Source organism: Aquimarina algiphila, assembly GCF_947494415.1.
GTDB lineage: Bacteria > Bacteroidota > Bacteroidia > Flavobacteriales > Flavobacteriaceae > Aquimarina > Aquimarina algiphila.
Genome location: NZ_CANLVC010000015.1, coordinates 1 through 23973 on the forward strand (window position 1 = coordinate 1; position 23973 = coordinate 23973).

18 protein-coding genes and 5 tRNA genes are annotated in these 23973 nt (G+C 34.2%); 1 reads left to right on the forward strand and 22 read right to left on the reverse strand.

Annotation, left to right across the window (positions count from 1 at the left end):
* Positions 1-1808 (reverse strand): autotransporter outer membrane beta-barrel domain-containing protein (locus PQF96_RS27575; protein ID WP_271770231.1); only part of this gene is annotated, 1808 nt, incomplete at its 3' end.
* A gap of 956 nt (positions 1809-2764) precedes the next feature.
* Between PQF96_RS27575 and PQF96_RS27580 the strand changes: the two genes are divergently transcribed.
* Positions 2765-4351, forward strand: coding sequence for a peptide chain release factor 3 (locus PQF96_RS27580; RefSeq protein WP_109434868.1), 1587 nt, complete (start codon positions 2765-2767; stop codon positions 4349-4351).
* A gap of 103 nt (positions 4352-4454) precedes the next feature.
* Here PQF96_RS27580 and PQF96_RS27585 read toward each other — a convergent pair whose 3' ends face one another.
* The 21 genes from PQF96_RS27585 to PQF96_RS27685 all read right to left on the reverse strand — a co-directional run bounded on the left by PQF96_RS27585 (position 4455) and on the right by PQF96_RS27685 (position 23961).
* Positions 4455-4769, reverse strand: coding sequence for a DUF3467 domain-containing protein (locus tag PQF96_RS27585; RefSeq protein ID WP_109434867.1), 315 nt, complete (start codon positions 4767-4769; stop codon positions 4455-4457).
* Between the two features lie 67 nt (positions 4770-4836).
* Positions 4837-9138 carry a DNA-directed RNA polymerase subunit beta' gene (gene rpoC, locus PQF96_RS27590; protein ID WP_271770233.1) on the reverse strand — a complete coding sequence of 1434 codons (4302 nt, stop codon included), beginning with the start codon at positions 9136-9138 and terminating at the stop codon, positions 4837-4839.
* 105 nt (positions 9139-9243) lie between these two features.
* The gene (gene rpoB, locus PQF96_RS27595) at positions 9244-13053 is read right to left on the reverse strand and encodes a DNA-directed RNA polymerase subunit beta (protein ID WP_109434865.1); all 3810 of its coding nucleotides are present in this window, start codon (positions 13051-13053) and stop codon (positions 9244-9246) included.
* Between the two features lie 133 nt (positions 13054-13186).
* A complete protein-coding gene (gene rplL, locus PQF96_RS27600; RefSeq protein ID WP_109434864.1) occupies positions 13187-13561 on the reverse strand; it encodes a 50S ribosomal protein L7/L12 in 375 nt (124 codons plus the stop codon).
* 69 nt (positions 13562-13630) lie between these two features.
* Positions 13631-14152, reverse strand: a complete 522-nt coding sequence (gene rplJ / locus PQF96_RS27605; RefSeq protein WP_109434863.1) for a 50S ribosomal protein L10 — start codon at positions 14150-14152, stop codon at positions 13631-13633.
* A gap of 15 nt (positions 14153-14167) precedes the next feature.
* Positions 14168-14863: a 50S ribosomal protein L1 gene (gene rplA / locus PQF96_RS27610; protein ID WP_109434862.1), complete on the reverse strand. Its 696-nt coding sequence runs from the start codon at positions 14861-14863 to the stop codon at positions 14168-14170.
* An 18-nt stretch (positions 14864-14881) separates the two neighbouring features.
* Positions 14882-15319 (reverse strand): 50S ribosomal protein L11, encoded by a 438-nt coding sequence (gene rplK / locus PQF96_RS27615; RefSeq protein WP_024768886.1) that lies wholly within the window; start codon positions 15317-15319, stop codon positions 14882-14884.
* 75 nt (positions 15320-15394) lie between these two features.
* Positions 15395-15949, reverse strand: coding sequence for a transcription termination/antitermination protein NusG (gene nusG / locus PQF96_RS27620; protein ID WP_109434861.1), 555 nt, complete (start codon positions 15947-15949; stop codon positions 15395-15397).
* A gap of 9 nt (positions 15950-15958) precedes the next feature.
* Positions 15959-16156, reverse strand: a complete 198-nt coding sequence (gene secE / locus PQF96_RS27625) for a preprotein translocase subunit SecE (protein ID WP_109434860.1) — start codon at positions 16154-16156, stop codon at positions 15959-15961.
* 126 nt (positions 16157-16282) lie between these two features.
* Positions 16283-16355, reverse strand: a tRNA-Trp gene (locus PQF96_RS27630).
* A 60-nt stretch (positions 16356-16415) separates the two neighbouring features.
* On the reverse strand, positions 16416-17603 hold the full coding sequence (gene tuf / locus PQF96_RS27635) for an elongation factor Tu (protein WP_109434859.1): 1188 nt from the start codon (positions 17601-17603) through the stop codon (positions 16416-16418).
* Positions 17604-17661: 58 nt separating this feature from the next.
* Positions 17662-17733 (reverse strand) — tRNA-Thr (locus tag PQF96_RS27640).
* Positions 17734-17978: 245 nt separating this feature from the next.
* Positions 17979-18051 (reverse strand) — tRNA-Gly (locus PQF96_RS27645).
* Positions 18052-18153: 102 nt separating this feature from the next.
* A tRNA-Tyr gene (locus tag PQF96_RS27650) sits at positions 18154-18235 on the reverse strand.
* Between the two features lie 127 nt (positions 18236-18362).
* Positions 18363-18436: transfer RNA gene (locus PQF96_RS27655), tRNA-Thr, on the reverse strand.
* A 101-nt stretch (positions 18437-18537) separates the two neighbouring features.
* A complete protein-coding gene (gene hpf, locus PQF96_RS27660; protein WP_109434858.1) occupies positions 18538-18840 on the reverse strand; it encodes a ribosome hibernation-promoting factor, HPF/YfiA family in 303 nt (100 codons plus the stop codon).
* Between the two features lie 70 nt (positions 18841-18910).
* Complete coding sequence (locus tag PQF96_RS27665) at positions 18911-19801, reverse strand: tyrosine-type recombinase/integrase (protein WP_109434857.1); 891 nt, start codon at positions 19799-19801, stop codon at positions 18911-18913.
* A 121-nt stretch (positions 19802-19922) separates the two neighbouring features.
* Positions 19923-20117 carry a 30S ribosomal protein S21 gene (gene rpsU, locus PQF96_RS27670; protein ID WP_024768892.1) on the reverse strand — a complete coding sequence of 65 codons (195 nt, stop codon included), beginning with the start codon at positions 20115-20117 and terminating at the stop codon, positions 19923-19925.
* Between the two features lie 78 nt (positions 20118-20195).
* The gene (locus PQF96_RS27675; protein ID WP_271770236.1) at positions 20196-21575 is read right to left on the reverse strand and encodes an alpha-amylase; all 1380 of its coding nucleotides are present in this window, start codon (positions 21573-21575) and stop codon (positions 20196-20198) included.
* A gap of 208 nt (positions 21576-21783) precedes the next feature.
* Entirely contained in the window at positions 21784-22950 is a 1167-nt protein-coding gene (locus tag PQF96_RS27680) for an acyl-CoA dehydrogenase family protein (RefSeq protein ID WP_271770238.1), read from the reverse strand.
* A 138-nt stretch (positions 22951-23088) separates the two neighbouring features.
* Positions 23089-23961, reverse strand: coding sequence for a ComEA family DNA-binding protein (locus PQF96_RS27685; protein WP_271770240.1), 873 nt, complete (start codon positions 23959-23961; stop codon positions 23089-23091).
* Positions 23962-23973: the final 12 nt, after the last annotated feature.

Here is a 23973-nt window from a genome sequence, read left to right on the forward strand (position 1 = left end):
GGGATAATAACGCCATCTCCGGCAACATTGAGTGTTACACCATTACTAAAAGTAGGTGGGGTATCATAATCAGCTGTTACAGTAGCTGTAACATCTGTAATACTAAATGGAAAAGTTAAAGCTGCTACACTCGAACTGCTTAAAGTCACCGTATGGACCAAAGCCGTTCCTTCTGTTTCACTGGCATCACTGACACTAGCAATGGTAATACAAATATTTTCTGAAGAAGAAAGGATAGCTGTATTATATGTTGTTGAATAATCCACTCCAGCCTCGGTTACAAGCCCATTCGATGAATTAACAGTAGCAGGATCTATTGCTCCAAACTGTTGTCCATCACCTCCATCGGCATTAATATCATCATAAGCTTCGTTTGCATCACTACAACCATCGCCGTCACTATCTGTGTCCAAATGGTTAGGGATATTATCTCCATCAGTATCAATGTATGTACAGTACGAAAAACTAGAAAATAAAAATGTTACATTACCATTATTTACAACATTACCATCTTGTCTTTGTTTTCTGGTAATAACATCAAAAGAAGATACAAGACCTATAATTGTTATATCCGAATAATTAAGTGTTGTATCACCAGAACCATTAGTATAAGAAGTAATCGTAGGTGATAAACTATTATTATTAAGTATGATATTTGAGTTACCTCCAGAAGTAGTTGTATAATCACCATTAGGAAAAGCAGTAGGGCTCATTAAATCACTCATATTTATAGCTTGCACATTTGGCCCTGTAGCATTAACCGTAACCCTATCCCCTTGATCTATACCTGACCATCTAAATTTAACATCTGCAATAGGTTCACTAAAAGTGAATGTATACACAACAGTTTCTCCAATACCATCATCTACTTGTTGCCCTTGTATTCTCAAAGAAGTTGCATTTTCAACTTGAAGTTGAGATAAAGCTCCTCCATTAACAAGATTTGCAACCGCAGTTACATCAACATTTACACTATTAAAATCATAAATATCATTGATAAACCCAACACCATTTTGATTTCCAGAAGGCGCTGTACCCACGTTAATAGCTGCTGAAGAACAATTAAAACTTTCATTTGTATTTAAAATACCATCATTATCTGCATCAAGATCACAACCATTAGGTACATTATCACCGTCACTATCTACTGTATCATTAAAACCTGGACAAGCATCCGAAACATCGGGTACCCCATCATTATCACTATCATTATCGGTAACTGCCTCTTCAAGGGCTAAATCATCTACAAAATTCCATGTATTTGCACAAGATCCTGAAGCAATAAACTCAAGTAAGAAAGTTCCACTTGAAGGAGCTACAAAACTAACACTTGGTCTACTCCATACATTTTCTATACTTGGAGCCGAAACCGTACCAACAACTATTCCATCCAATCTAAGTTCTAATTGGGGAGTACATGCCGTCTGAAGAGGTCTTGTTTCAATAAGATAATCAAATGAAAAAGTATATTGAGTTCCTGCAACAACAGTTACATTTTGTGATATCCCTTCGGGATTTGCCCCAAAAACTCTAAAACCAAAATAGCAACCTCCATTAGGAGATGCAGGTCTAGATGCTGTGGTTACAAACCATGCTCTTTGTGTCTCTGTAGACCTATCAGGAGTAAATATTTGCCCCCAACTATCAGGCGCTACACTATCTGTAGCATTATCTGCCGTACAGTTTACTCCAGAAACATCTAGACCAGGGTTTGTCAATAAATTCTGTGCATAGCCTTCAACTGAAAAAAATAAAAAAAGTAAAGGTATTATCTTAAAATACGAAAAAGATCTGGATATAAACTGCATAAGAAGAAACATTAATAGACAAAAAACTAGCTGATTATAAGTAAGCTACACTTTGAATAAAGTAGGTTAGTAAAATATAACACTATAGAAGGCTAAATAATAGGTTGTAGACATATAATATCTACTACAGCAGTATTTTTTATTATGCCAATATTAGGAATCTTAAGCAAGGATTTTTTAGATAAAAAAATCCGAAGAAAATTTAATAGCCACAAGGGCAACAAATCTGAGGTAAAAGTACTTTTTTTCATATGACGATTATTTATAACATCTACGAAAACTTAATAGGGTTGGTTCTCATAAATCGTTTACAAAATATTACAAACAAAACACACGGTACATGTAAACCACACATAAGTTACTGTTAAACCGTAAGTTAATGTTTGCGAAATTAAGAAAATAAATCTTCTTATTTTAACATTCTAAAGAAAAATTTCTTAATAATATCGATGTAATACTACTTTTAATCGATTAAATGCACAATTAAAATCTCGCACAACATCTGCTCGCCAAAGTTATTTTTATAATTAAAAGGAATTATCCTTTGTTGGTTCTGTTTAATTGCTATCTGTATTTAATAAATACACACAGCATTATCACTAAATTAATAAAGGAAGTAAAATCTATTCATATTCATTTCAGCCTTCTTAGAAACCCTTATTATTAGCAAATTACTATAAATATAAAAACTTTAACATTTATTTTTATGACAAAAAACACGATAATTGACATAACATCAATTTTCATCGACCAAAAACATAGTCTTTTGAACTATTGTATGATTTTAGCTTCTATTTTTAAACATATACTCAAAAAAGTCATATGCCATGATTATCTATTTTTAGTACTATATTTGCAACCTTATTAAGCCAAGCTATACCAAATTCATTGAAAAGGGAGCATCATATATTCTATTAAGGCTATAAGATAAGATCTGAAAAAAATAATACAATTAAATGAAATTTACAGACGAAATAGGAAGAAGAAGAACTTTTGGAATTATCTCTCACCCAGATGCAGGTAAAACTACATTAACAGAAAAATTATTACTTTTTGGAGGAGCAATTCAAGAAGCTGGAGCAGTAAAGTCTAATAAAATCAAAAAAGGTGCTACAAGTGATTTTATGGAAATTGAGCGTCAACGTGGTATATCTGTAGCAACTTCTGTATTAGCTTTTGAATATAAAAACATCAAGATTAATATCCTAGATACTCCTGGACATAAGGATTTTGCTGAGGATACTTTTAGAACATTAACTGCAGTTGATAGCGTTATTGTTGTTATTGACGTAGCAAAGGGTGTTGAGGAACAAACTGAAAAACTAGTTTCTGTATGTAGGATGAGAAATATTCCTATGATTGTGTTTATTAACAAATTAGATCGTGAAGGAAAAGATGCTTTTGAATTGCTTGATGAAATTGAACAAAAATTAGGACTAACTGTGACCCCTTTAAGTTTTCCTATTGGAATGGGTTATGATTTTAAAGGTATTTATAACATTTGGGAGAAAAACATCAATCTGTTTAGCGGGGATAGTAGAAAGAATATTGAAGAGACTATAGAAATATCTGATTTGTCTTCTCAGGAGCTCAACGCGACAATTGGAGATACAGCTGCGGATACATTACGTGAAGAATTAGAACTCGTAGAAGGGATATATCCTTCTTTTGAAAAAGAAGATTATCAAAATGGAAATTTACAGCCCGTATTTTTTGGATCTGCTCTAAATAATTTTGGAGTAAGAGAGTTGTTAGATTGTTTTGTAACCATTGCACCTCCTCCAAGACCAAAAGAAAGTGATATTAGAATAGTAAAACCTGAAGAGAAGGATTTTACAGGGTTTGTTTTTAAAATCCATGCTAATATGGACCCTAAACATAGAGACCGACTGGCATTTATAAAAATTGTATCGGGTACTTTTGAAAGAAATGTACCTTATCTACATACAAGGCATAATAAAAAACTTAAATTCTCAAGCCCAAATGCTTTTTTTGCTGAGAAAAAAGAAATTGTTGATATTTCATACCCAGGAGACATTGTAGGTTTACATGATACAGGAAATTTTAAAATTGGAGATACTCTTACTAAAGGTGAAGTATTACATTATAAGGGTATACCTAGTTTCTCTCCAGAGCATTTTCGATATATCAATAATGCTGATCCAATGAAATCTAAACAATTATCAAAAGGTATTGATCAATTAATGGATGAAGGAGTAGCTCAACTTTTTACTCTAGAAATGAATGGAAGAAAAGTTATTGGTACCGTGGGCGCTTTACAATATGAAGTGATTCAATATCGATTAGAACATGAGTATGGAGCCAAATGTACTTATGAAAATCTAAATGTTCATAAAGCTTGTTGGATTGAGCCGACGGATATAAATAATGAAGAATTTAAAGAATTTAAACGGGTAAAAAGTAAATTTTTAGCAAAGGATAAACAAGATCAATTGGTCTTTTTTGCAGATTCTTCTTTTAGTCTTCAAATGACTCAGCAAAAATATCCTTCGATACAATTTCATTTTACATCTGAATTCTAAAATTAGCTTTAAATACTTTTCAATAAAATAACAAAGACCTATAAAAAACCCTCCTAATCTGTATTAGGAGGGTTTTAAATTTTATATATAACTATAGATAATATTAAGCTTCGCCTGTAGGGCCAAAGTTCATAGGAATAGGAGCTTGCTCATAATCTTTAATCTCTCCATGAGCAGCCTCAAAACGATTTACATTATCATTAAGTGCCTTAAGTAATCTTTTGGCGTGCTGCGGAGTCAAAATAATTCTACTTTTCACTTTGCTTTTAGGCCTACCCGGCATAATATTTACAAAATCAACCACAAATTCGGAAACCGAGTGATTTATAATAGCAAGATTACTATATATCCCATCTGCGATAGCTTCATCCAATTCAATATTCAATTGATTTTGCTTCTGATTATTTTTATCTGCCATAACTAATTTTATTTTAGCATCTTTCTATAAAAAAAGAAAGCCTGCCTAAAAAGGCAGGCTCTTCTTATTAATTATAATTAACTTCTTGTCGTTGTTCCATTCGTTCTTCAAATTCATCATTCGAACCAACAATGATACTTTCATAGTCTCTCATCCCTGTTCCTGCTGGTATTCTATGTCCAACAATTACATTTTCTTTAAGACCTTCAAGTGTATCAATTTTACCACTTACAGCAGCTTCATTTAATACTTTTGTCGTTTCCTGGAACGATGCCGCAGAAATAAATGACTTAGTCTGTAGCGATGCTCTTGTAATACCTTGCAGTATTGGAGTAGCCGTTGCAGGAGAAACATCTCTTGCTGTAACTAAGTTTTTATCATCTCTACGTAATGAAGAATTTTCATCTCTTAGATCACGAGGAGAAATAATTTGTCCTGGTTTAAGGTTCTCACTATCTCCAGCATCTTCAACTACCTTCATTCCAAATATCTCATCATTCTCTTCAATAAAATCAGCTTTATGTACTAATTGATTTTCTAAGAAGATAGTATCTCCCGGATCCTGAATTCTTACTTTACGCATCATCTGACGAACTACAACTTCAAAGTGTTTATCATTAATTTTCACACCTTGCAATCGATATACTTCCTGTACTTCATTAACCAAATACTGTTGTACAGCAGAAGGCCCTTTAATTTTAAGAATATCTTCTGGAGTAATCGATCCATCTGATAATGGCATTCCTGCGCGTACATAATCATTCTCTTGTACAAGGATTTGATTCGAAAGTTTTACAAGATACTTTTTAATCTCTCCTATTCTAGATTCTACGATGATCTCTCTATTACCACGTTTGATTTTTCCAAATGAAACCACACCATCAATTTCACTAACCACAGCAGGATTAGATGGGTTACGAGCTTCGAATAGCTCTGTTACTCTTGGAAGACCTCCGGTAATATCACCTGCTTTAGCAGATTTACGAGGGATTTTCACTAAAATCTTACCTACACCAATCTTATCATTATCATCCACCATAAGGTGTGCTCCAACTGGTAGGTTATAAGAACGTAATACTTCATCTCCTTTACCTAGTACATGAAGTGTTGGTATCTTTTTCTTATCACGAGATTCAGAAATTACTTTTTCCTGGAATCCTGTTTGTTCATCTATCTCTACCTGGTAAGTAATACCTTGTTCAATATTTTCATATTTAACTTTACCTGCAAATTCAGAAATGATTACACCATTATATGGATCCCATTGACAAACAACCTGATCAGTTTTGATCGTATCACCATCTTTAATAAACAACTGAGAACCATAAGGAATTAAGTTTGTACTTAAAACAATCTTGGTTTTTGGATCGATAACTTTAATTTCTGATGTACGAGAAATTACTACATCGATCTCATTTCCATCATTATCTTCTCCTTTAACTGTCTTCAGTTCTTCAATTTCAGCTTTACCTGCAAATTTAGATTTCAGTTGATTTTCTTCTGAAATGTTACCTGCAATACCTCCTACGTGGAATGTACGTAAAGTAAGCTGTGTACCCGGTTCACCAATAGATTGAGCTGCTACAACCCCTACGGCCTCTCCTCGTTGTACTGTTTTACCAGTAGCAAGATTACGTCCATAACATTTTACACAAATTCCTTTCTTAGCTTCACAAGTAAGTGCAGAACGAACTTCTACTGATTCTACTGGAGAATTCTCAATATTCTTGGCAACTTCATCGGTAATCTCTACACCTGCTTCTGCTAATACTTCCTGAGTTAACGGATTAATAACATCTTGTAGAGAAGTTCTACCTACAATTCTAGCTGCAAGTCCTTCTATAATCTCTTCATTTTTCTTTAATGGAGATACTTCTACACCTCTAAGCGTACCACAATCTTCTATATTAACAATAACATCTTGAGCAACATCAACCAAACGACGTGTTAAATATCCTGCATCTGCAGTTTTAAGAGCTGTATCTGCAAGACCTTTACGAGCACCGTGAGTAGAGATAAAGTATTCTAAAATAGAAAGTCCTTCTTTAAAGTTAGAAAGAATTGGATTTTCAATAATCTCTCCACCAGCAGAACTAGCTTTCTTAGGTTTTGCCATCAATCCACGCATTCCTGTTAGCTGTCGAATCTGTTCTTTAGATCCCCTTGCTCCAGAATCAAGCATCATATATACAGAGTTAAATCCTTGTTGATCTTCTCTAATACGCTTCATCGATAATTCTGTCAATTCTGCATTTGTAGACGTCCATATATCAATAACCTGATTATAACGCTCATTATTAGTGATCAGACCCATGTTATAGTTCCCTACAATATCATCTACCTTAGCATTAGCATCAGCAATCATGGTATGCTTCTCTTTAGGAATAATAATATCACCTAAACTAAATGATAAACCACCCTGGAATGCAAAGTTATATCCTAAAGTCTTGATTTCATCTAAGAATTCAGCTGTTTCAGGAACACTTGTTACCTTCAAAATACCTCCGATAATATCTCTTAGTGATTTTTTCGTTAGTACTTCATTAATATATCCTGCTTTTTCTGGAACTTTCTCATTAAATAATACACGACCTGTTGTAGTTTCTATAATTTTAGTTACTACTTCTCCTTCTTCATTGATATCTTTAGTACGAACTTTAATATTAGCATTAATATCAAGTCTCTTCTCGTTATATGCAATAGTAACTTCTTCTGGAGAATAGAACGTAAGATCTTCACCTTTAATTTCTAACTCAGGAGTAGACCTACGTGATTTAGTCATATAATACAGACCCAATACCATATCCTGAGAAGGAACTGTTACCGGTGACCCATTGGCAGGGTTAAGAATATTGTGTGATGCTAACATCAACAACTGTGATTCTAAAATTGCTTCTGGTCCAAGCGGTAAATGTACTGCCATTTGATCTCCATCAAAATCGGCATTAAATGCAGTACACACTAATGGGTGTAATTGTATCGCTTTACCTTCAATAAGTTTAGGTTGAAATGCCTGAATTCCTAATCGGTGAAGCGTAGGAGCACGGTTTAATAATACTGGATGTCCTTTTAAGACATTCTCCAAGATATCCCAAACCACTGGCTCTTTTCTATCTATAATTTTCTTAGCAGATTTTACTGTTTTTACAATACCACGTTCGATCAATTTTCTAATCACAAACGGTTTGTATAATTCGGCTGCCATATTCTTTGGAAGACCACATTCGAATAATTTCAATTCTGGTCCTACAACAATAACAGAACGTGCTGAATAATCCACACGTTTACCAAGTAAGTTTTGACGGAAACGTCCTTGCTTACCTTTTAACGAATCAGATAACGATTTTAACGGTCTGTTAGAATCTGTTTTAACAGCAGAAGCTTTACGCGTATTATCAAATAATGAATCTACAGATTCTTGAAGCATACGTTTTTCATTACGCAAAATAACTTCTGGAGCTTTGATTTCCATCAAACGCTTCAAACGGTTGTTACGAATTATTACTCTACGGTATAAATCATTTAAATCTGATGTCGCAAAACGACCTCCATCTAATGGTACTAAAGGACGTAATTCTGGCGGAATTACAGGTACAACTTTAAGTACCATCCACTCTGGATTGTTCTCTCTATTTTTATTAGCATCACGGAACGACTCTACAACCTGAAGACGTTTTAATGCTTCAGTTTTACGTTGTTTAGATGTTTCGTTATTAGCTTTATGTCTAAGTTCATAAGAAAGGGCATCGAGGTCGATTCTTCTTAAAATTTCGATAAGGCATTCTGCTCCCATCTTTGCAATGAACTTATTCGGATCTGTATCATCAAGATATAGATTTTCCTGTGGAAGGCTATCTAAAATATTTAAATACTCTTCTTCTGTAAGGAAATCCATTTTCTGTACAGCTTCACCCTCTTCATTTTTGGCGATACCAGGTTGAATTACTACATAACGTTCGTAGTAGATAATCATATCTAACTTCTTAGAAGGAAGACCTAGTAAATATCCTATTTTATTTGGTAAAGAACGGAAATACCAGATGTGAGCCACAGGAACAACTAAGTTAATGTGCCCTACCCTATCTCTACGTACTTTCTTTTCGGTAACTTCTACCCCACATCGATCACAAACGATACCTTTGTAACGAATTCTTTTATATTTACCACAAGCACATTCAAAGTCCTTTACAGGTCCAAAAATACGCTCACAGAACAAACCATCACGCTCAGGTTTGTGAGTACGATAATTGATAGTTTCGGGTTTTAATACCTCTCCCTTAGATGCTGCCAAAATTGACTCAGGAGATGCTAAACCTATAGAGATCTTATTAAACCTCTTTACTGTATTCTTATCATTATTTCTTGCCATAATATATGGTTGCTAAAGAATTATTGTAATTTAAAATTGAATAATACATTGATAACAAACTGTCTCCTTTGACGAGCTCAGGATGACAGTTTGGTTATTTTTATATTATTCTTCTAATCTGATATCCAGACCAAGACCTTTTAATTCGTGCATTAATACATTAAACGATTCTGGTAATCCTGGTTCTGGCATAGGTTCACCCTTAACGATACTTTCGTATGTTTTAGCTCTTCCTATAACATCATCAGATTTTACAGTCAATATTTCACGCAATGTTGCAGAAGCTCCATAAGCTTCCAGCGCCCAAACTTCCATTTCTCCAAAACGCTGACCACCAAACTGAGCTTTACCACCAAGTGGTTGTTGAGTAATCAATGAATATGGACCAATAGAACGTGCGTGCATTTTATCATCTACCATGTGACCTAGTTTAAGCATGTAAATCACACCTACGGTAGCTGGTTGATGGAAACGGTCTCCCGTTCCTCCATCGTATAAATATGTATGTCCAAATCTTGGAATTCCAGCTTCATCTGTAAATCCGTTGATTTGATCAAGAGATGCACCATCAAAAATTGGAGTAGCAAATTTTCTATTTAATTTTTGTCCAGCCCATCCTAATACAGTTTCATAGATCTGACCTATATTCATACGAGAAGGTACTCCCAATGGATTTAATACAATATCAACTGGTGTTCCATCTTCTAAGAATGGCATATCTTCTTCTCTTACAATACGAGCAACAATACCTTTATTACCGTGACGACCTGCCATTTTATCACCTACTTTTAGTTTACGTTTCTTAGCGATGTAAACTTTTGCAAGTTTAATAATTCCTGAAGGTAATTCATCTCCTACAGAGATTGTAAATTTCTCTCTTCGCAGATTACCTTGTAAATCATTTTCTTTAATCTTAAAGTTATGAATAAGATCAGCTACCATAACATTTAAGTGATCATCAGTAGTCCAAGTTCCTTTAGTAAGGTGAGCATAATCATCAACACTATTAAGCATTTTTTGGGTATACTTTTTACCTTTAGGAAGTACTTCTTCTCCAAGATCATTCATTACCCCTTGAGAAGTTTTTCCACCAACAATAGCAAATAATTTATCTACTAATTCTGTTTTTAACAACTCGAATTTAGTATCATAAGATCTCTCTAAGATATCAATATCTTCCTTATCTTGAGAACGTTTTCTCTTATCTTTAATCGCACGTGCAAATAATTTTTTATCAATTACAACACCATGTAAAGAAGGAGAAGCTTTTAAAGAAGCATCTTTAACATCACCCGCTTTATCACCAAAGATCGCTCTTAAAAGTTTTTCTTCAGGAGTAGGATCACTTTCTCCTTTTGGAGTAATCTTTCCTATAAGAATATCACCTGGCTTAATTTCTGCACCCACACGGATCATTCCATTTTCATCAAGGTCTTTAGTTGCCTCTTCAGAAACATTTGGAATATCGTTAGTTAATTCTTCATTACCTAATTTGGTATCTCTAACCTCAAGAGAATATTCATCTATATGTATAGAAGTAAATATATCTTCTCTTACTACTTTTTCAGAAATTACAATTGCATCCTCAAAGTTATACCCTTTCCAAGGCATAAAGGCTACTTTCATATTTCTACCAAGAGCAAGTTCTCCCTTTTCTGTAGCATATCCCTGACATAATACCTCACCTCTCTTAACACGATCACCTACACTTACAATAGGTTTAAGGTTAATATTAGTTCCTTGATTCGTTTTTCGGAATTTTATTAACTCGTAAGTTTTAGAATCTCCATCAAAACTTACCATTCTTTGTTCCTCTGTCCTATCGTACTTAATAGTAATTTTCTGTGCATCTACGTATTCTACAACTCCATCACCTTCAGCATTAATTAAAACACGAGAATCTGAAGCTACCTGACGTTCTAATCCTGTACCTACGATTGGAGCGTCAACTCTTAATAATGGTACCGCCTGACGCATCATGTTAGATCCCATCAATGCACGGTTTGCATCATCATGCTCTAGGAAAGGAATCAATGAAGCAGAAATAGAAGCTATTTGATTAGGAGCAACATCTGCATAATTTACATTTGTTGGATCAATTACCGGGAAGTCACCTTCCATACGGGCAATTACTTTTTCACTAGTAATATTTCCTTCTTCGGTAGTAGGAATATTAGCTTGTGCTATTAATTTCTCCTCTTCCTCTTCTGCACTTAAATATCTATATTCTGCTATATCAACTTTACCATCAGTAACTTTTCGATATGGAGTTTCTAAGAACCCCATAGAGTTAACTTTAGCAAAGACAGCTAATGACGATATTAATCCAATATTTGGTCCTTCAGGAGTTTCAATTGGACATAGACGACCATAATGAGTATAATGTACATCACGAACCTCAAATCCAGCTCGCTCTCTTGATAAACCACCAGGCCCTAGGGCAGATAATCTACGCTTATGAGTAATCTCTGCTAATGGATTTGTTTGATCCATAAACTGAGATAATTGGTTTGTACCAAAGAACGAATTAATAACAGAAGATAATGTTTTGGCATTGATCAAATCAATTGGTGTAAATACCTCATTATCTCTAACATTCATACGTTCACGTATAGTACGAGCCATACGAGCAAGACCAACTCCAAACTGCTGTGATAATTGCTCTCCTACGGTTCTAACACGACGGTTAGACAGGTGATCAATATCATCAATCTCAGCTTTAGAATTAATTAGCTCTATTAGATATTTTATAATGGTAATAATATCTTCTTTGGTCAGCACTTGCTTATCCATTGCAATATCAAGTCCCAGTTTTTTATTCATTCTATAACGACCTACTTCACCAAGGTTGTAACGTTGGTCAGAGAAGAATAATTTATCGATAATACCTCTTGCAGTCTCCTCATCTGGCGGTTCTGCATTACGTAACTGACGGTATATATGTTCTACCGCTTCTTTTTCAGAATTGGTAGGGTCTTTTTGTAAAGTATTATGGATTATTGCATAGTCGCCTTTCTGATTATCTTCTTTATGAAGTAAAATCGTCTTTGCTCCTGCATCTATAATCTCATCAAGATGGTCTTTATCAAGAATCGTATCACGATCCAAAACAATCTCATTACGTTCAATTGATACCACCTCACCAGTATCTTCATCCACAAAATCCTCATGCCAAGTGTTCAAAACACGAGCAGCCAGTTTGCGACCTAATACTTTCTTTAATCCGGACTTAGAAACTTTTATTTCTTCTGCAAGGTCAAATATTTCTAAAATATCTTTATCACGTTCAAAACCAATAGCACGGAAAAGCGTTGTAACCGGTAATTTTTTCTTTCTATCGATATATGCGTACATAACGCTATTAATATCGGTAGCAAATTCTATCCAAGAACCTTTAAAAGGAATTACTCTTGCAGAATATAGTTTTGTTCCATTTGCATGGAAAGATTGTCCAAAGAATACCCCAGGAGAACGGTGTAATTGAGAAACAACAACTCGTTCAGCACCATTGATACAAAAAGTACCACTTGGTGTCATATAAGGAATTGTACCTAAATACACATCCTGAACAATAGTTTCAAAATCTTCGTGTTCTGGGTCGGTACAGAATAACTTCAGACGTGCCTTTAATGGCACACTGTATGTAAGACCTCTTTCTATACACTCCTGAAGATCATATCTTGGAGGGTCTACGAAATAATCTAAAAATTCTAATACAAATTGATTACGTGTATCTGTAATCGGGAAGTTTTCCATGAAGGTATTATATAGACCTTCGTTTCCTCTTTCTTCAGATTTGGTTTCTAATTGAAAGAAATCCTGAAAGGATTTGATCTGAATATCTAAAAAATCAGGATAATCAGGTCTATTCTTTACAGAAGAGAAATTCAATCTTTCAGTTTGCGTTGCTAACATCAATGGACGGAATTAAATTAAAATTTTAAAAAATGCGCGTATTATAATGCATAACATTTATATACGCAAAATGGTTTAGACCACAGAGAGTATTTTCTCTGGGTCTAAACCTATATGTCAATATATGGTAAGCTTACTTAAGCTCAACCTCAGCTCCAGCCTCTTCTAATTGAGCTTTAAGAGCTTCTGCTTCGTCTTTAGCTATTCCTTCCTTAACAGGTTTAGGAGCACCATCAACTAGTTCTTTAGCGTCTTTAAGACCAAGACCTGTAAGTTCTTTAACAAGTTTTACAACTGCTAATTTAGAACCACCAGCAGCAGTAAGGATTACATCAAACTCTGACTTTTCTTCTGCAGCTTCACCACCACCAGCTCCACCAGCAGCAACAGCTACTGCAGCAGCAGCAGGCTCAATACCATATTCTTCTTTTAATATATCAGCTAACTCATTAACTTCTTTTACTGTTAAGTTAACCAATTGTTCTGCGAAATCTTTTAAATCTGCCATTTTCTATCGTTTTAAATAATTTTTTTTAATTGAAATATAATTTGTTAAAAAGTGCGTACACTACTATTATTATCCTTCTTTTTCGGATAATGTTTTAAGGATACCAGCAAGTTTACCTCCACTTGACTTTAACGCAGAAACTACGTTTTTAGCAGGTGATTGTAATAGTCCAATAATATCTCCGATAACTTCTTCCTTAGACTTAATATTAACTAAAGCGTCTAAGTTTTCATCACCTACAAATACTGCTTCCTCTACAAATGCTCCTTTTAATAAAGGTTTTTCAGATTTCTTACGAAATTCTTTAATAACCTTAGCAGGTGCATTACCCGTTTCAGCAAACATTATTGAAGTATTACCTTTTAATGTACTTGGTAAATCTCCAAAATCCTTATCAGAATTCTCCATTGCTTTAGCAAGGAGTGTATTCTTAACTACTTTTAATGATACATTAGCTTTAAAACAAGCTCTACGTAAATTCGAAGTTGTACCTGCATCTAAACCTGAAATATCAGCTAAATAGATATTAGCATTTTCAGCCAACTGAGCAGTTAAGTCTTCAATTACTAGTGATTTTTCTTCTCTTGTCATAATCGTTTATCTTAATTACCCAGCAAAGTTTTTAGCATCTATCTCTACACCAGGACTCATTGTAGAAGACATATATATAGATTTAATATATACACCTTTAGCGGTCTGTGGTTTCAACTTTACTAATGTTGTTAATAATTCTTTAGCATTTCCTTCGATCTTTTCAGCATCAAAAGATGATTTACCAATTGCCGCATGAACGATACCAGTTTTATCAACCTTGAAATCTATTTTACCAGCCTTAACATCAGATACAGCTTTTGCTACATCCATAGTTACTGTTCCGGTTTTAGGGTTAGGCATTAATCCACGAGGTCCTAATACTCTTCCTAATGGTCCTAATTTACCCATAACACTTGGCATTGTGATGATTACGTCTACATCAGTCCATCCTCCTTTAATTTTTTCAAGGTATTCATCAAGACCTACAAAATCAGCACCTGCTTCTTTAGCTTCGGCTTCTTTATCTGGTGTTACTAATGCTAAAACTTTAACATCTTTTCCTGTTCCGTGAGGTAAAGTTACCACACCACGTACCATTTGATTCGCTTTACGAGGATCTACGTTCAAACGAACAGCTAGATCTACAGATGCATCAAAATTTACGTTTGTTATTTCTTTCACTAAAGCAGAAGCTTCTTCTAATGAATACGCTTTATTCTTATCGACTTTAGCGTTTGCCTCTTTTTGCTTTTTAGTTAATTTCGCCATTTTGTAAACTTTTTTGGATTAAAAAGGAGCTTGTCCTTTTACAGTTACACCCATTGAACGAGCGGTACCAGCAATCATTTTCATAGCAGACTCAACAGTAAATGCATTTAAATCTTGCATTTTGTCTTCTGCAATTGTACGAACTTGATCCCAAGTAACACTAGCCACTTTTTTACGGTTAGGCTCTCCTGAACCTTTCTTTTGTTTTGCTGCTTCCAGTATCTGGACAGCCGCTGGTGGAGTTTTGATAACAAAGTCAAAAGACTTGTCTGTATACACATTGATTACAACTGGTAATACTTTACCAGCTTTATCCTGTGTTCTACCATTGAATTGCTTACAGAATTCCATGATATTTACTCCGGCAGCACCTAAAGCAGGTCCAACTGGTGGGGATGGGTTTGCCGCTCCTCCACGCACTTGTAATTTTACTACTTTACCTATCTCTTTAGCCATTTTTCTAATTTTAAATTAGAATTGTTCTATAAGTGGAAGCAAAAGAACAATTCAGGATCTATAATGTAACAATTATTATATTTTCTCTACTTGCATATAACTTAATTCCAATGGTGTCTTTCTACCGAAAATCTTAACCATAACTTCAAGTTTACGCTTTTCTTCATTTACTTTTTCGACAGTACCATTAAACCCGTTAAAAGGACCATCGATAACTTTTACTGTTTCACCAACTGTGTAAGGAATTGCTACATTATCAGTTTTCACTGCAAGTTCATCTACCTTACCTAGCATTCTATTAATTTCTGACTTTCTAAGTGGCACAGGGTCTCCTCCTTTTACTTCACCTAAAAATCCAATAACACCATTAATAGATTTAATAATATGTGGTACTTCTCCAGAAAGGTTAGCTTCTATCATTACATAACCCGGGAAGTATACACGTTCTTTATTTATTTTTTTTCCATTACGGATTTGTACTACTTTTTCTGTAGGAACAAGAATCTGAGAAACATAATCCTCAAGTCCCATATGAGCAATTTCACGCTCAATATAGTCTTTAACTTTATTTTCCTGACCACTTACCGCTCTTACCACGTACCATTTTTTCGTATTATCCACTTCAGCCATTTTAAAAATTTATGATTTAACTAAAGTAAAGTAATACTCTATTAGATTGCTAAATGCAGTATCGATACCCCAAATAACTAAAGAAAAAATAACCGAGAAAACTATAACAACCACGGTAAGTTTTTGTGCTTCTGCCCATGGAGTCCAAGTTACATGATTCTTTAACTCGTTATATGATTCTGTTATGTAATTTACTAGTCCAGCCATCTTATTCTATATATTTAAACGAAATCAAAAAAACATTTTTCAAAATCGTTATAAAGCATAATGCTTTATTAATTCTTACATCAAAAATGTTACTATATTTTAATCAAACAATTCACATTTTCTAAGCACGGGTTGAGAGACTCGAACTCCCGACACCTGGTTTTGGAGACCAGTGCTCTACCAACTGAGCTAAACCCGTATAACATAAGTCAAGGTATTCGTAGTACGAATACCTTAACTTTTTATATACAATATTGTATTAGTCTAAAATTTCAGTTACCTGACCAGCACCTACTGTTCTACCACCTTCACGGATTGCAAAACGTAGACCAACATTCATCGCAATTGTCTGAATTAGCTCAACTGTAATTGTTAAGTTATCCCCAGGCATTACCATTTCAACTCCATCAGGAAGTGCAATATTTCCTGTTACGTCAGTTGTACGTACGTAGAACTGTGGACGGTAGTTATTATGGAATGGAGTATGACGTCCACCTTCTTCTTTTTTAAGGATATAAACCTCAGCTTTGAATTTCTTATGTGGAGTTACAGAACCAGGCTTAGTGATTACCATACCACGAGAAATCTGAGTTTTCTCAATACCTCTTAATAAGATACCTGCGTTATCTCCAGCTTCTCCTCTATCAAGGATTTGACGGAACATCTCGATACCAGTAATAGTAGAAGTTAATTTCTCAGCTCCCATACCAATGATCTCTACAGGATCTCCAGTATTTGCGATTCCAGTCTCAATACGACCAGTTGCAACAGTACCACGACCAGTAATAGAGAATACATCTTCGATAGGCATTAAGAAATCTTTCTCAACATCACGCTTTGGTAATTCGATCCACTCATCTACAGCAGCCATAAGCTCCATTACAGTATCTACCCATTTTTGTTCTCCGTTAAGAGCTCCAAGTGCAGAACCAGCGATTACAGGACCATTATCTCCATCATACTCATAGAAAGAAAGAAGATCTCTAATTTCCATTTCTACTAATTCAAGAAGTTCTTCGTCATCTACCATATCCACTTTATTCATGAATACAACAATTCTAGGAATACCTACCTGACGTCCTAAAAGGATGTGCTCACGTGTTTGTGGCATAGGACCATCTGTAGCAGCAACTACTAAGATCGCACCATCCATCTGAGCAGCACCAGTAACCATATTCTTCACATAATCCGCGTGACCTGGACAGTCAACGTGAGCATAGTGACGATTTTGAGTTTGGTACTCTACGTGAGATGTGTTAATAGTAATACCTCTTTCTTTTTCTTCAGGAGCATTATCGATTTGATCGAAATCTCTTGCTTCAGAAAGACCTGCATCTGCCAATACTTTAGTAATCGCAGCAGTTAAAGTCGTTTTACCGTGATCAACGTGTCCAATAGTACCAATATTTAAGTGTGGTTTGGAACGATCAAAAGTTTCCTTTGCCATAATTATTTATTTAATCTTAGTTATATATTAGTGTTCAATTTAAAAATTCTGAACCTAGAGCCAATGACGAGATTTGAACTCGTGACCTCTTCCTTACCAAGGAAACGCTCTACCCCTGAGCTACACCGGCTTTTTAATGAGTATAATGACAAACCAGAGCACTTTCATTACCTTAAGAAAGAAATCCAATCAATCATTATATTTATGTTAAAAATCCAACCTTAACTAGCTAATAATTAAGATTTGCTCTATTTTTAAAGCAGAACAATTGAATTAAATCAAAATCTTCTACTTTACACAGGCGTTTCACCCTGTTTTCTTATACCCAAAAATAAAGTTTAAAACATTACCTATTGTAGTAAAGAAAATTCATTGAGCGGGAGACCGGGTTCGAACCGGCGACATTCAGCTTGGAAGGCTGACGCTCTACCAACTGAGCTACTCCCGCTTTTAGTTCTGAATATAAATTCAGAACCGAATTTCTATCTTTAATTTCGAAAAAAAAGCATTAAAAAATATTTTTTATTCAATGCTTAATTTTAAAATTTTGTGGGGAGAGCAGGATTCGAACCTGCGAAGACATAGTCAGCAGATTTACAGTCTGCCCTCGTTGGCCGCTTGAGTATCTCCCCGATTGATAAAATCAATATTTCACGATGAACATATGAATTTTGAGTGCGCAAAATTAATCAATTATTTTACAATTCAAAATTCTATTAAAAAAGTTTAATTTTTATTACAAAAATAAAGCTTTTTTAGAGCCGATGGAGGGACTCGAACCCACGACCTGCTGATTACAAATCAGCTGCTCTAGCCAGCTGAGCTACATCGGCTTTTCACTATGTTTTAGAACATAAAAAAGTCCGCTATTTCTAACGGACTGCAAATGTATATAATTTATTTCTTTCACAAAACTATTTTTCAAAAAAAATAATCAAACATGTGCATTTAATTTTTCCTTTCTTTTTTTCAATTGTCTCTCTAACGAACTAACACACTCATCCACACCTTCTTCGAAGGATTTATTTATTTTCTTGATCATAAATTCATCTCCGGGCACACTTAATAAAATTTCTGTAATTTTATTCTCCTTACCACTTGTATTCATAACTTTCAAAAAGACATCTGCATGAATTATACGATTAAAATGAGTTTCTAACTTATCTAATTTATTCTGAGTAAAATCCACCAGCTTCTGATCTGCATTAAAATTTACGGATTGCAAGTTCACTTTCATACGTTGTTAGTTTAATTAGTTTAACAAAAAATATTAAGCCTAAAAGAATGATAAATCAAGAACTTATCTTTTACTTTTTATTCCTCGGATGAGATTCTTTATACACTTTAGCCAATTGAGCGACACTATGATGAGTATACACCTGTGTTGCGGCTAAACTAGAATGACCAAGTAATTCTTTTACAGCATTAAGGTTTGCTCCTTCATTAAGCAAGTGTGTTGCAAAGGAATGCCTCAAAATATGAGGGCTCTTTTTCACTTTTGAAGATGCCTCACTAAAATAACCATTTATGATGCGATACACAAGCGTTTCATAGATTTTAACTCCTTTTTTAGTCAATAACAAAAACGGAACTTCCTCACCTCCTAACAAAATAGACCTCATATCCAAATACTGCGTGATAGTATCACAAACTGATGACAGTAAAGGCAAATACCTTTCTTTATTACGCTTACCTAACACCTTTATTTGCTTATTACTTATATCAACATCAGAGAGTTTTAAATTTACCAACTCTATTCTTCGAATACCTGTAGCATAGAAAAGCTCTATAATTAACCTATCTCTAACACTTTCAAAATCTTTATCATCTGTTAAACCATCCAGCACACTCTCTACTTCTTTTGCCGAAAAGGGTATTTGAAGTTTCTTTGCAACTTTTAAAGCCTGATGCTTAGCAAGAGGATTCTTATCTACTTGCCCCGTTTTGAGTAAAAATTTATAATAAGTTTTTAGAGATGATATTTTTCTATTTATAGTACGATTAGAAACACCGCTATTTACCAAAGTCACTATCCATGAACGAATCTGAGCATAATTAGCTCCAGACACCTCCCCTGTATCATATTCTTTTTTAAAAAAATCAAAAAAAGTCAATAAATCAGCCTTATAAGCCTTTACAGTGTGTTCAGAATATTTTTTCTCTAAAAGCAAATACTCTACAAACTCAGATATAAACATAAAAAAACCGTTAGAAGACAAAAGTATGAAACTTTTGATTTCCTAACGGTTAAAATTTATACTGAAAAACGGTATCCGGTTTCTTCGTAAAGAAACACTATAAAGACAACGTTATTTACTTTTAAATTTCTTCTTGATCTCTTAAGTGCTGAATATATTGCGCTTTTTGGATCTGAGCTCTTCTTTCTACAGAAGGCTTTGAAAACGCTTGGCGTTTACGAAGCTGACGCATCGTTCCTGTTCGATCAAATTTACGCTTAAAACGTTTTAACGCTCTATCTATATTTTCTCCGTCTTTAACTGGTATAATTAACATAGTTGCACCTCCTTTCTTTAGAAATTATTAGGGTGCAAATATACTACAAAACTATTACCTGCAAAGTTTTATTTAATATTATTTTAAAGACCACACAGAATACCCTTTTGGTGGTGCCTGTATCTTAACCCATCTTCCTCCTTGAGTAGTTGGTTCCCATCCCGAATTGCCTGTATAATCCTTAATTTTCCTGTTAGACCAATTTGTTTCAATCCATCTTTCTTTCCAAGAATTGGAATTATTAATATACACTATTAACCCATTTTTTCCACCTCCTCCATTTCGTTTTGCTATATATTCATCAGTATCTGTCCAGAGATTTGTAGTACTTCCACCTGCAAGGTTATTATGGATCCAAATAAGATTATTCATTTTAGTCTTACTTAACCAATCTTCATAATCTCTATAAAAAATTGCCGGATATCCTTCGTGTGTAAGAATATATGCATACGCCAATATCTTATTATTAATGATTTCATCTGTATCATGATTTGCTACAAAAGTTACTGCTCTTGACGCATTTCTTTTCCACAACATATCACCGCTTAGTGCATTTAGGTTATTTCCCATAAACGCGTCTCTCATTTTATAGTAACATCCAAAATCAAATGCTGACATTTGGGCCTGATCCGTCCACCATTTCAATGTATTCACATTACCATCCCAATACTCTCCTACTGCAAATCCTCCAACAGCATCTCTAAATTGTCTTGGCACCCATGGTTCAAACCCTTTTACATAATCGAATCTCCACCCATCAAACTTCATTGTGTTTTTATAGTATTTAGCCACAGAATTTGATCTTTTCCACAACCAATCTTGCACATAAGGTTTCTTATGGCTTAAATCGGGAAAACCTCCAAAAAAACCACTATCAGAGTTATACTTATCATTTGGATGAAAATCATACTTAGTTCTATTAAACTTACCTGACAATGGCATAAACTTGGTATACGTATCTTTTCCAGCAAATTCATTAGACTCTAAATCACCACCACTATTATGATTAAGCACCATATCTGCAATCACACTTAACCCATTATTATGAGCTTGTGTAATCAGTGATTCTAATTCTGATCTAGAACCAAAACGTGTTTCGGTACTCCCCATCTGATTATATTGACCAAAATCATAATAATCAAAAGGATCATACCCCATTGAAAATGGACCATTCTGAGCTTTACTTACCGGCGGTAACCAAATTGCATCTATCCCTGCATTGTTCCATGAAGAAACTTTTCCTTTCACAACATTCCACCAGGTACCTCCCGCAGGTACATCCCAATAGAACGCTTGCATCATCACTCCAGAGCCTATTTGTTTCAGAGCTTTGGAAGAAACTTCTTCTTGAAGAACATTTGACTCTGATTCTAACGGATCCAGAACCTCATCCTTACTACAACTTAGAAATAAAATCGTAATAGTTAAAAATGCATAAAAAAACTTGTTAATTTTCATAATTACTTAGTGTTTGTGTTAAATTCTTATCAAATTAAGTATTTAATCCAAACCGAAAACGTTTGAAATCCTACGCAAACGTTTTCGTGTTGATAAAATATTGAACATTAACAATTGTCGCCTGCAAAAAACAAAAGGGTAATAAAATTATAATAATTTTATTACCCTTTTGTTTTTTACTTAAGGAATCGAAACTAGTTATTTAATCCTAAGTTGCCGCTTTATATTCTTTCTTATCAATAACTATTTTAGCTATTATTTCTCTTAAAATTTCTGAAGTACCTCCTCCAATAGGGCCTAGTCTACTATCTCTAAGCAACCTGGCCAACGGGTACTCTTCCATGTAACCATATCCACCAAGTAACTGCAAACATTTATAAATAGCTTCATCTGCCATTTTTGTAGATAACAACTTGGACATTGAAGCCTCTTTAACTACATACTGTCCGTCATCAAGTCTTTTGGTTATTGAATAATTAAACTCTTTACACATTTCTATTTCACTAGCTATATCTGCCACTGTATGACGTAGTGCCTGAAACCTATCAATTGTCTTTCCAAAAGCTTCTCGTTCTGACATATATTGTATCACATAATCTAATGCATATTCTGCTCGGGCATGTGCATTCACTCCCATAATTAATCTTTCTAACGCAAAATGCTGCATTATATATGAAAATCCCTTATTCTCCTCACCCATAAGATTATGAGCAGGGATTTTTACATTATCAAATGCTATTTCTCCCGTATCAGAAGCTTTCCAACCTAACTTTTCTAATTTGGTAGCAGAGATCCCAGGAGTCTCTCTATCAATAACAAAGATACTTATACCTTTATTCCCGAGCTCTGGATTAGTTTTTGCGGCAATTACAAGATAATCACTATACACTCCATTGGTAATAAATGTTTTGGAACCATTTATAATATAATGATCTCCTTTCTTTACCGCCGTAGTTCTCATTCCTGCTACATCAGAACCACCAAAAGGTTCTGTAATCCCTAAACATCCTATTTTTTCTCCAGATATACTTGGTCTTAGATATTCTTCCTTAATCCGATCGTCTCCCTCTTTGTTTATATGAGTCATTGCCAAATAAGCATGTGCCCAAATAGCAGCTGCAAAACCTCCAGAGTTAATCTTTTGTAATTCCTCTAACAGAATAACTGTATAAAAAAGATCAAGTTCTAGTCCTCCATATTTTTCTGGATAGGAGATACCAAAATACCCCATCTCACCAAATTTCTCCCAAATAAATCGATCGATATCTCCGGTTTTTTCCCATTTATCTATATGAGGGGTAACTTCTTTTTTTAGAAATTCTTTTAGACTTTCTCTAAATAATTCGTGCTCTTCTGTAAAATACATACTATCCATATGGTAACTCTAGCTTTTTTAGTTAACATATTACTGTAGAAGGTGACAAACCAATATAACAAAACCACAATCAAAAACAGATTTTGAGATTATATATTAGAGATTCATCAAAAATTCACAGCAATTTTTTTCCGATTATCAATTTAATGTCAAATATAACTTTATTCTATCTATTTTTTCTAAAGAAAAACCTTCGATTTTTTTCAATTCATTAAAGTCTGAAATATTACCATTACTCTTTATAAAATCTTTAATATCCAACGCAGTCTCAAAATCAAAATAAGGCACATCCATTAGTTCTTTGACAGATATGGTATTAATATTCATTTTTTTAATTGTTCTTGGAGTCTTAACGGTATATAAGGACAATATCATTTTTCTCTTATGATCATAGAGTCCCGAAATATCCTTTAGCTGTATATCACTTACAAATCCTCCTATTTTACTTTTATATCTTATGATTCTTTCTGCGATAAAGTCAGGAATCTTAGTATCTTTTTGAAGTTCTTCTGAAGTGACAGTGTTCAAGTCTTTTTTTTCAGCATGTGATTTGATCGGATATTTCTTTTTGGAATATGACTTAGATGTATCATTATTTTTAATCCATTCGGGAAACCTGAATAGTGGTGAAATAATTATCAATAGAGAATCAGAGACTTGTGTTACCTTTTTAAAGTCAGCTACAGAATTTATCCACTTGCCTTTTTCTCTATACTTATGTAAACGGTCTAATTCCTTTGCAGAAAGACCTAATACATATCCTTTATGATCAGAAATAAAATTAGGATTAAAAGTTGATACCTTATATTCCTTCTCATTATTTTTTGCAATTTGTTTGAGTGAGTCTATTTGGTTTTGAAACTCGGTAAGTTCAACAAAACTACTTTCGGTTAATTCTGGTTCTGGATAAAAATAGTATCCTAAAATAGTTATCAGAAGAATTATAGATAAAAGAAAAATCCCATTTCGAAAACGCGTATGGATTTCAAAATGGGATTTTATATGTTTCATTAGATATGTTGT

What these genes read in the sequence shown, in the direction of transcription:
- PQF96_RS27580 (WP_109434868.1), top strand. Translation starts at nt 2,765, where the DNA reads ATGAAATTTACAGACGAAATAGGAAGAAGAAGAACTTTTGGAATTATC.
- PQF96_RS27585 (WP_109434867.1), bottom strand. Translation starts at nt 4,769, where the DNA reads ATGGCAGATAAAAATAATCAGAAGCAAAATCAATTGAATATTGAATTG.
- rpoC (WP_271770233.1), bottom strand. Translation starts at nt 9,138, where the DNA reads ATGGCAAGAAATAATGATAAGAATACAGTAAAGAGGTTTAATAAGATC.
- rpoB (WP_109434865.1), bottom strand. Translation starts at nt 13,053, where the DNA reads ATGTTAGCAACGCAAACTGAAAGATTGAATTTCTCTTCTGTAAAGAAT.
- rplL (WP_109434864.1), bottom strand. Translation starts at nt 13,561, where the DNA reads ATGGCAGATTTAAAAGATTTCGCAGAACAATTGGTTAACTTAACAGTA.
- rplJ (WP_109434863.1), bottom strand. Translation starts at nt 14,152, where the DNA reads ATGACAAGAGAAGAAAAATCACTAGTAATTGAAGACTTAACTGCTCAG.
- rplA (WP_109434862.1), bottom strand. Translation starts at nt 14,863, where the DNA reads ATGGCGAAATTAACTAAAAAGCAAAAAGAGGCAAACGCTAAAGTCGAT.
- rplK (WP_024768886.1), bottom strand. Translation starts at nt 15,319, where the DNA reads ATGGCTAAAGAGATAGGTAAAGTAGTAAAATTACAAGTGCGTGGAGGA.
- nusG (WP_109434861.1), bottom strand. Translation starts at nt 15,949, where the DNA reads ATGGCTGAAGTGGATAATACGAAAAAATGGTACGTGGTAAGAGCGGTA.
- secE (WP_109434860.1), bottom strand. Translation starts at nt 16,156, where the DNA reads ATGGCTGGACTAGTAAATTACATAACAGAATCATATAACGAGTTAAAG.
- tuf (WP_109434859.1), bottom strand. Translation starts at nt 17,603, where the DNA reads ATGGCAAAGGAAACTTTTGATCGTTCCAAACCACACTTAAATATTGGT.
- hpf (WP_109434858.1), bottom strand. Translation starts at nt 18,840, where the DNA reads ATGAAAGTGAACTTGCAATCCGTAAATTTTAATGCAGATCAGAAGCTG.
- PQF96_RS27665 (WP_109434857.1), bottom strand. Translation starts at nt 19,801, where the DNA reads ATGTTTATATCTGAGTTTGTAGAGTATTTGCTTTTAGAGAAAAAATAT.
- rpsU (WP_024768892.1), bottom strand. Translation starts at nt 20,117, where the DNA reads ATGTTAATTATACCAGTTAAAGACGGAGAAAATATAGATAGAGCGTTA.
- PQF96_RS27675 (WP_271770236.1), bottom strand. Translation starts at nt 21,575, where the DNA reads ATGAAAATTAACAAGTTTTTTTATGCATTTTTAACTATTACGATTTTA.
- PQF96_RS27680 (WP_271770238.1), bottom strand. Translation starts at nt 22,950, where the DNA reads ATGGATAGTATGTATTTTACAGAAGAGCACGAATTATTTAGAGAAAGT.
- PQF96_RS27685 (WP_271770240.1), bottom strand. Translation starts at nt 23,961, where the DNA reads ATGAAACATATAAAATCCCATTTTGAAATCCATACGCGTTTTCGAAAT.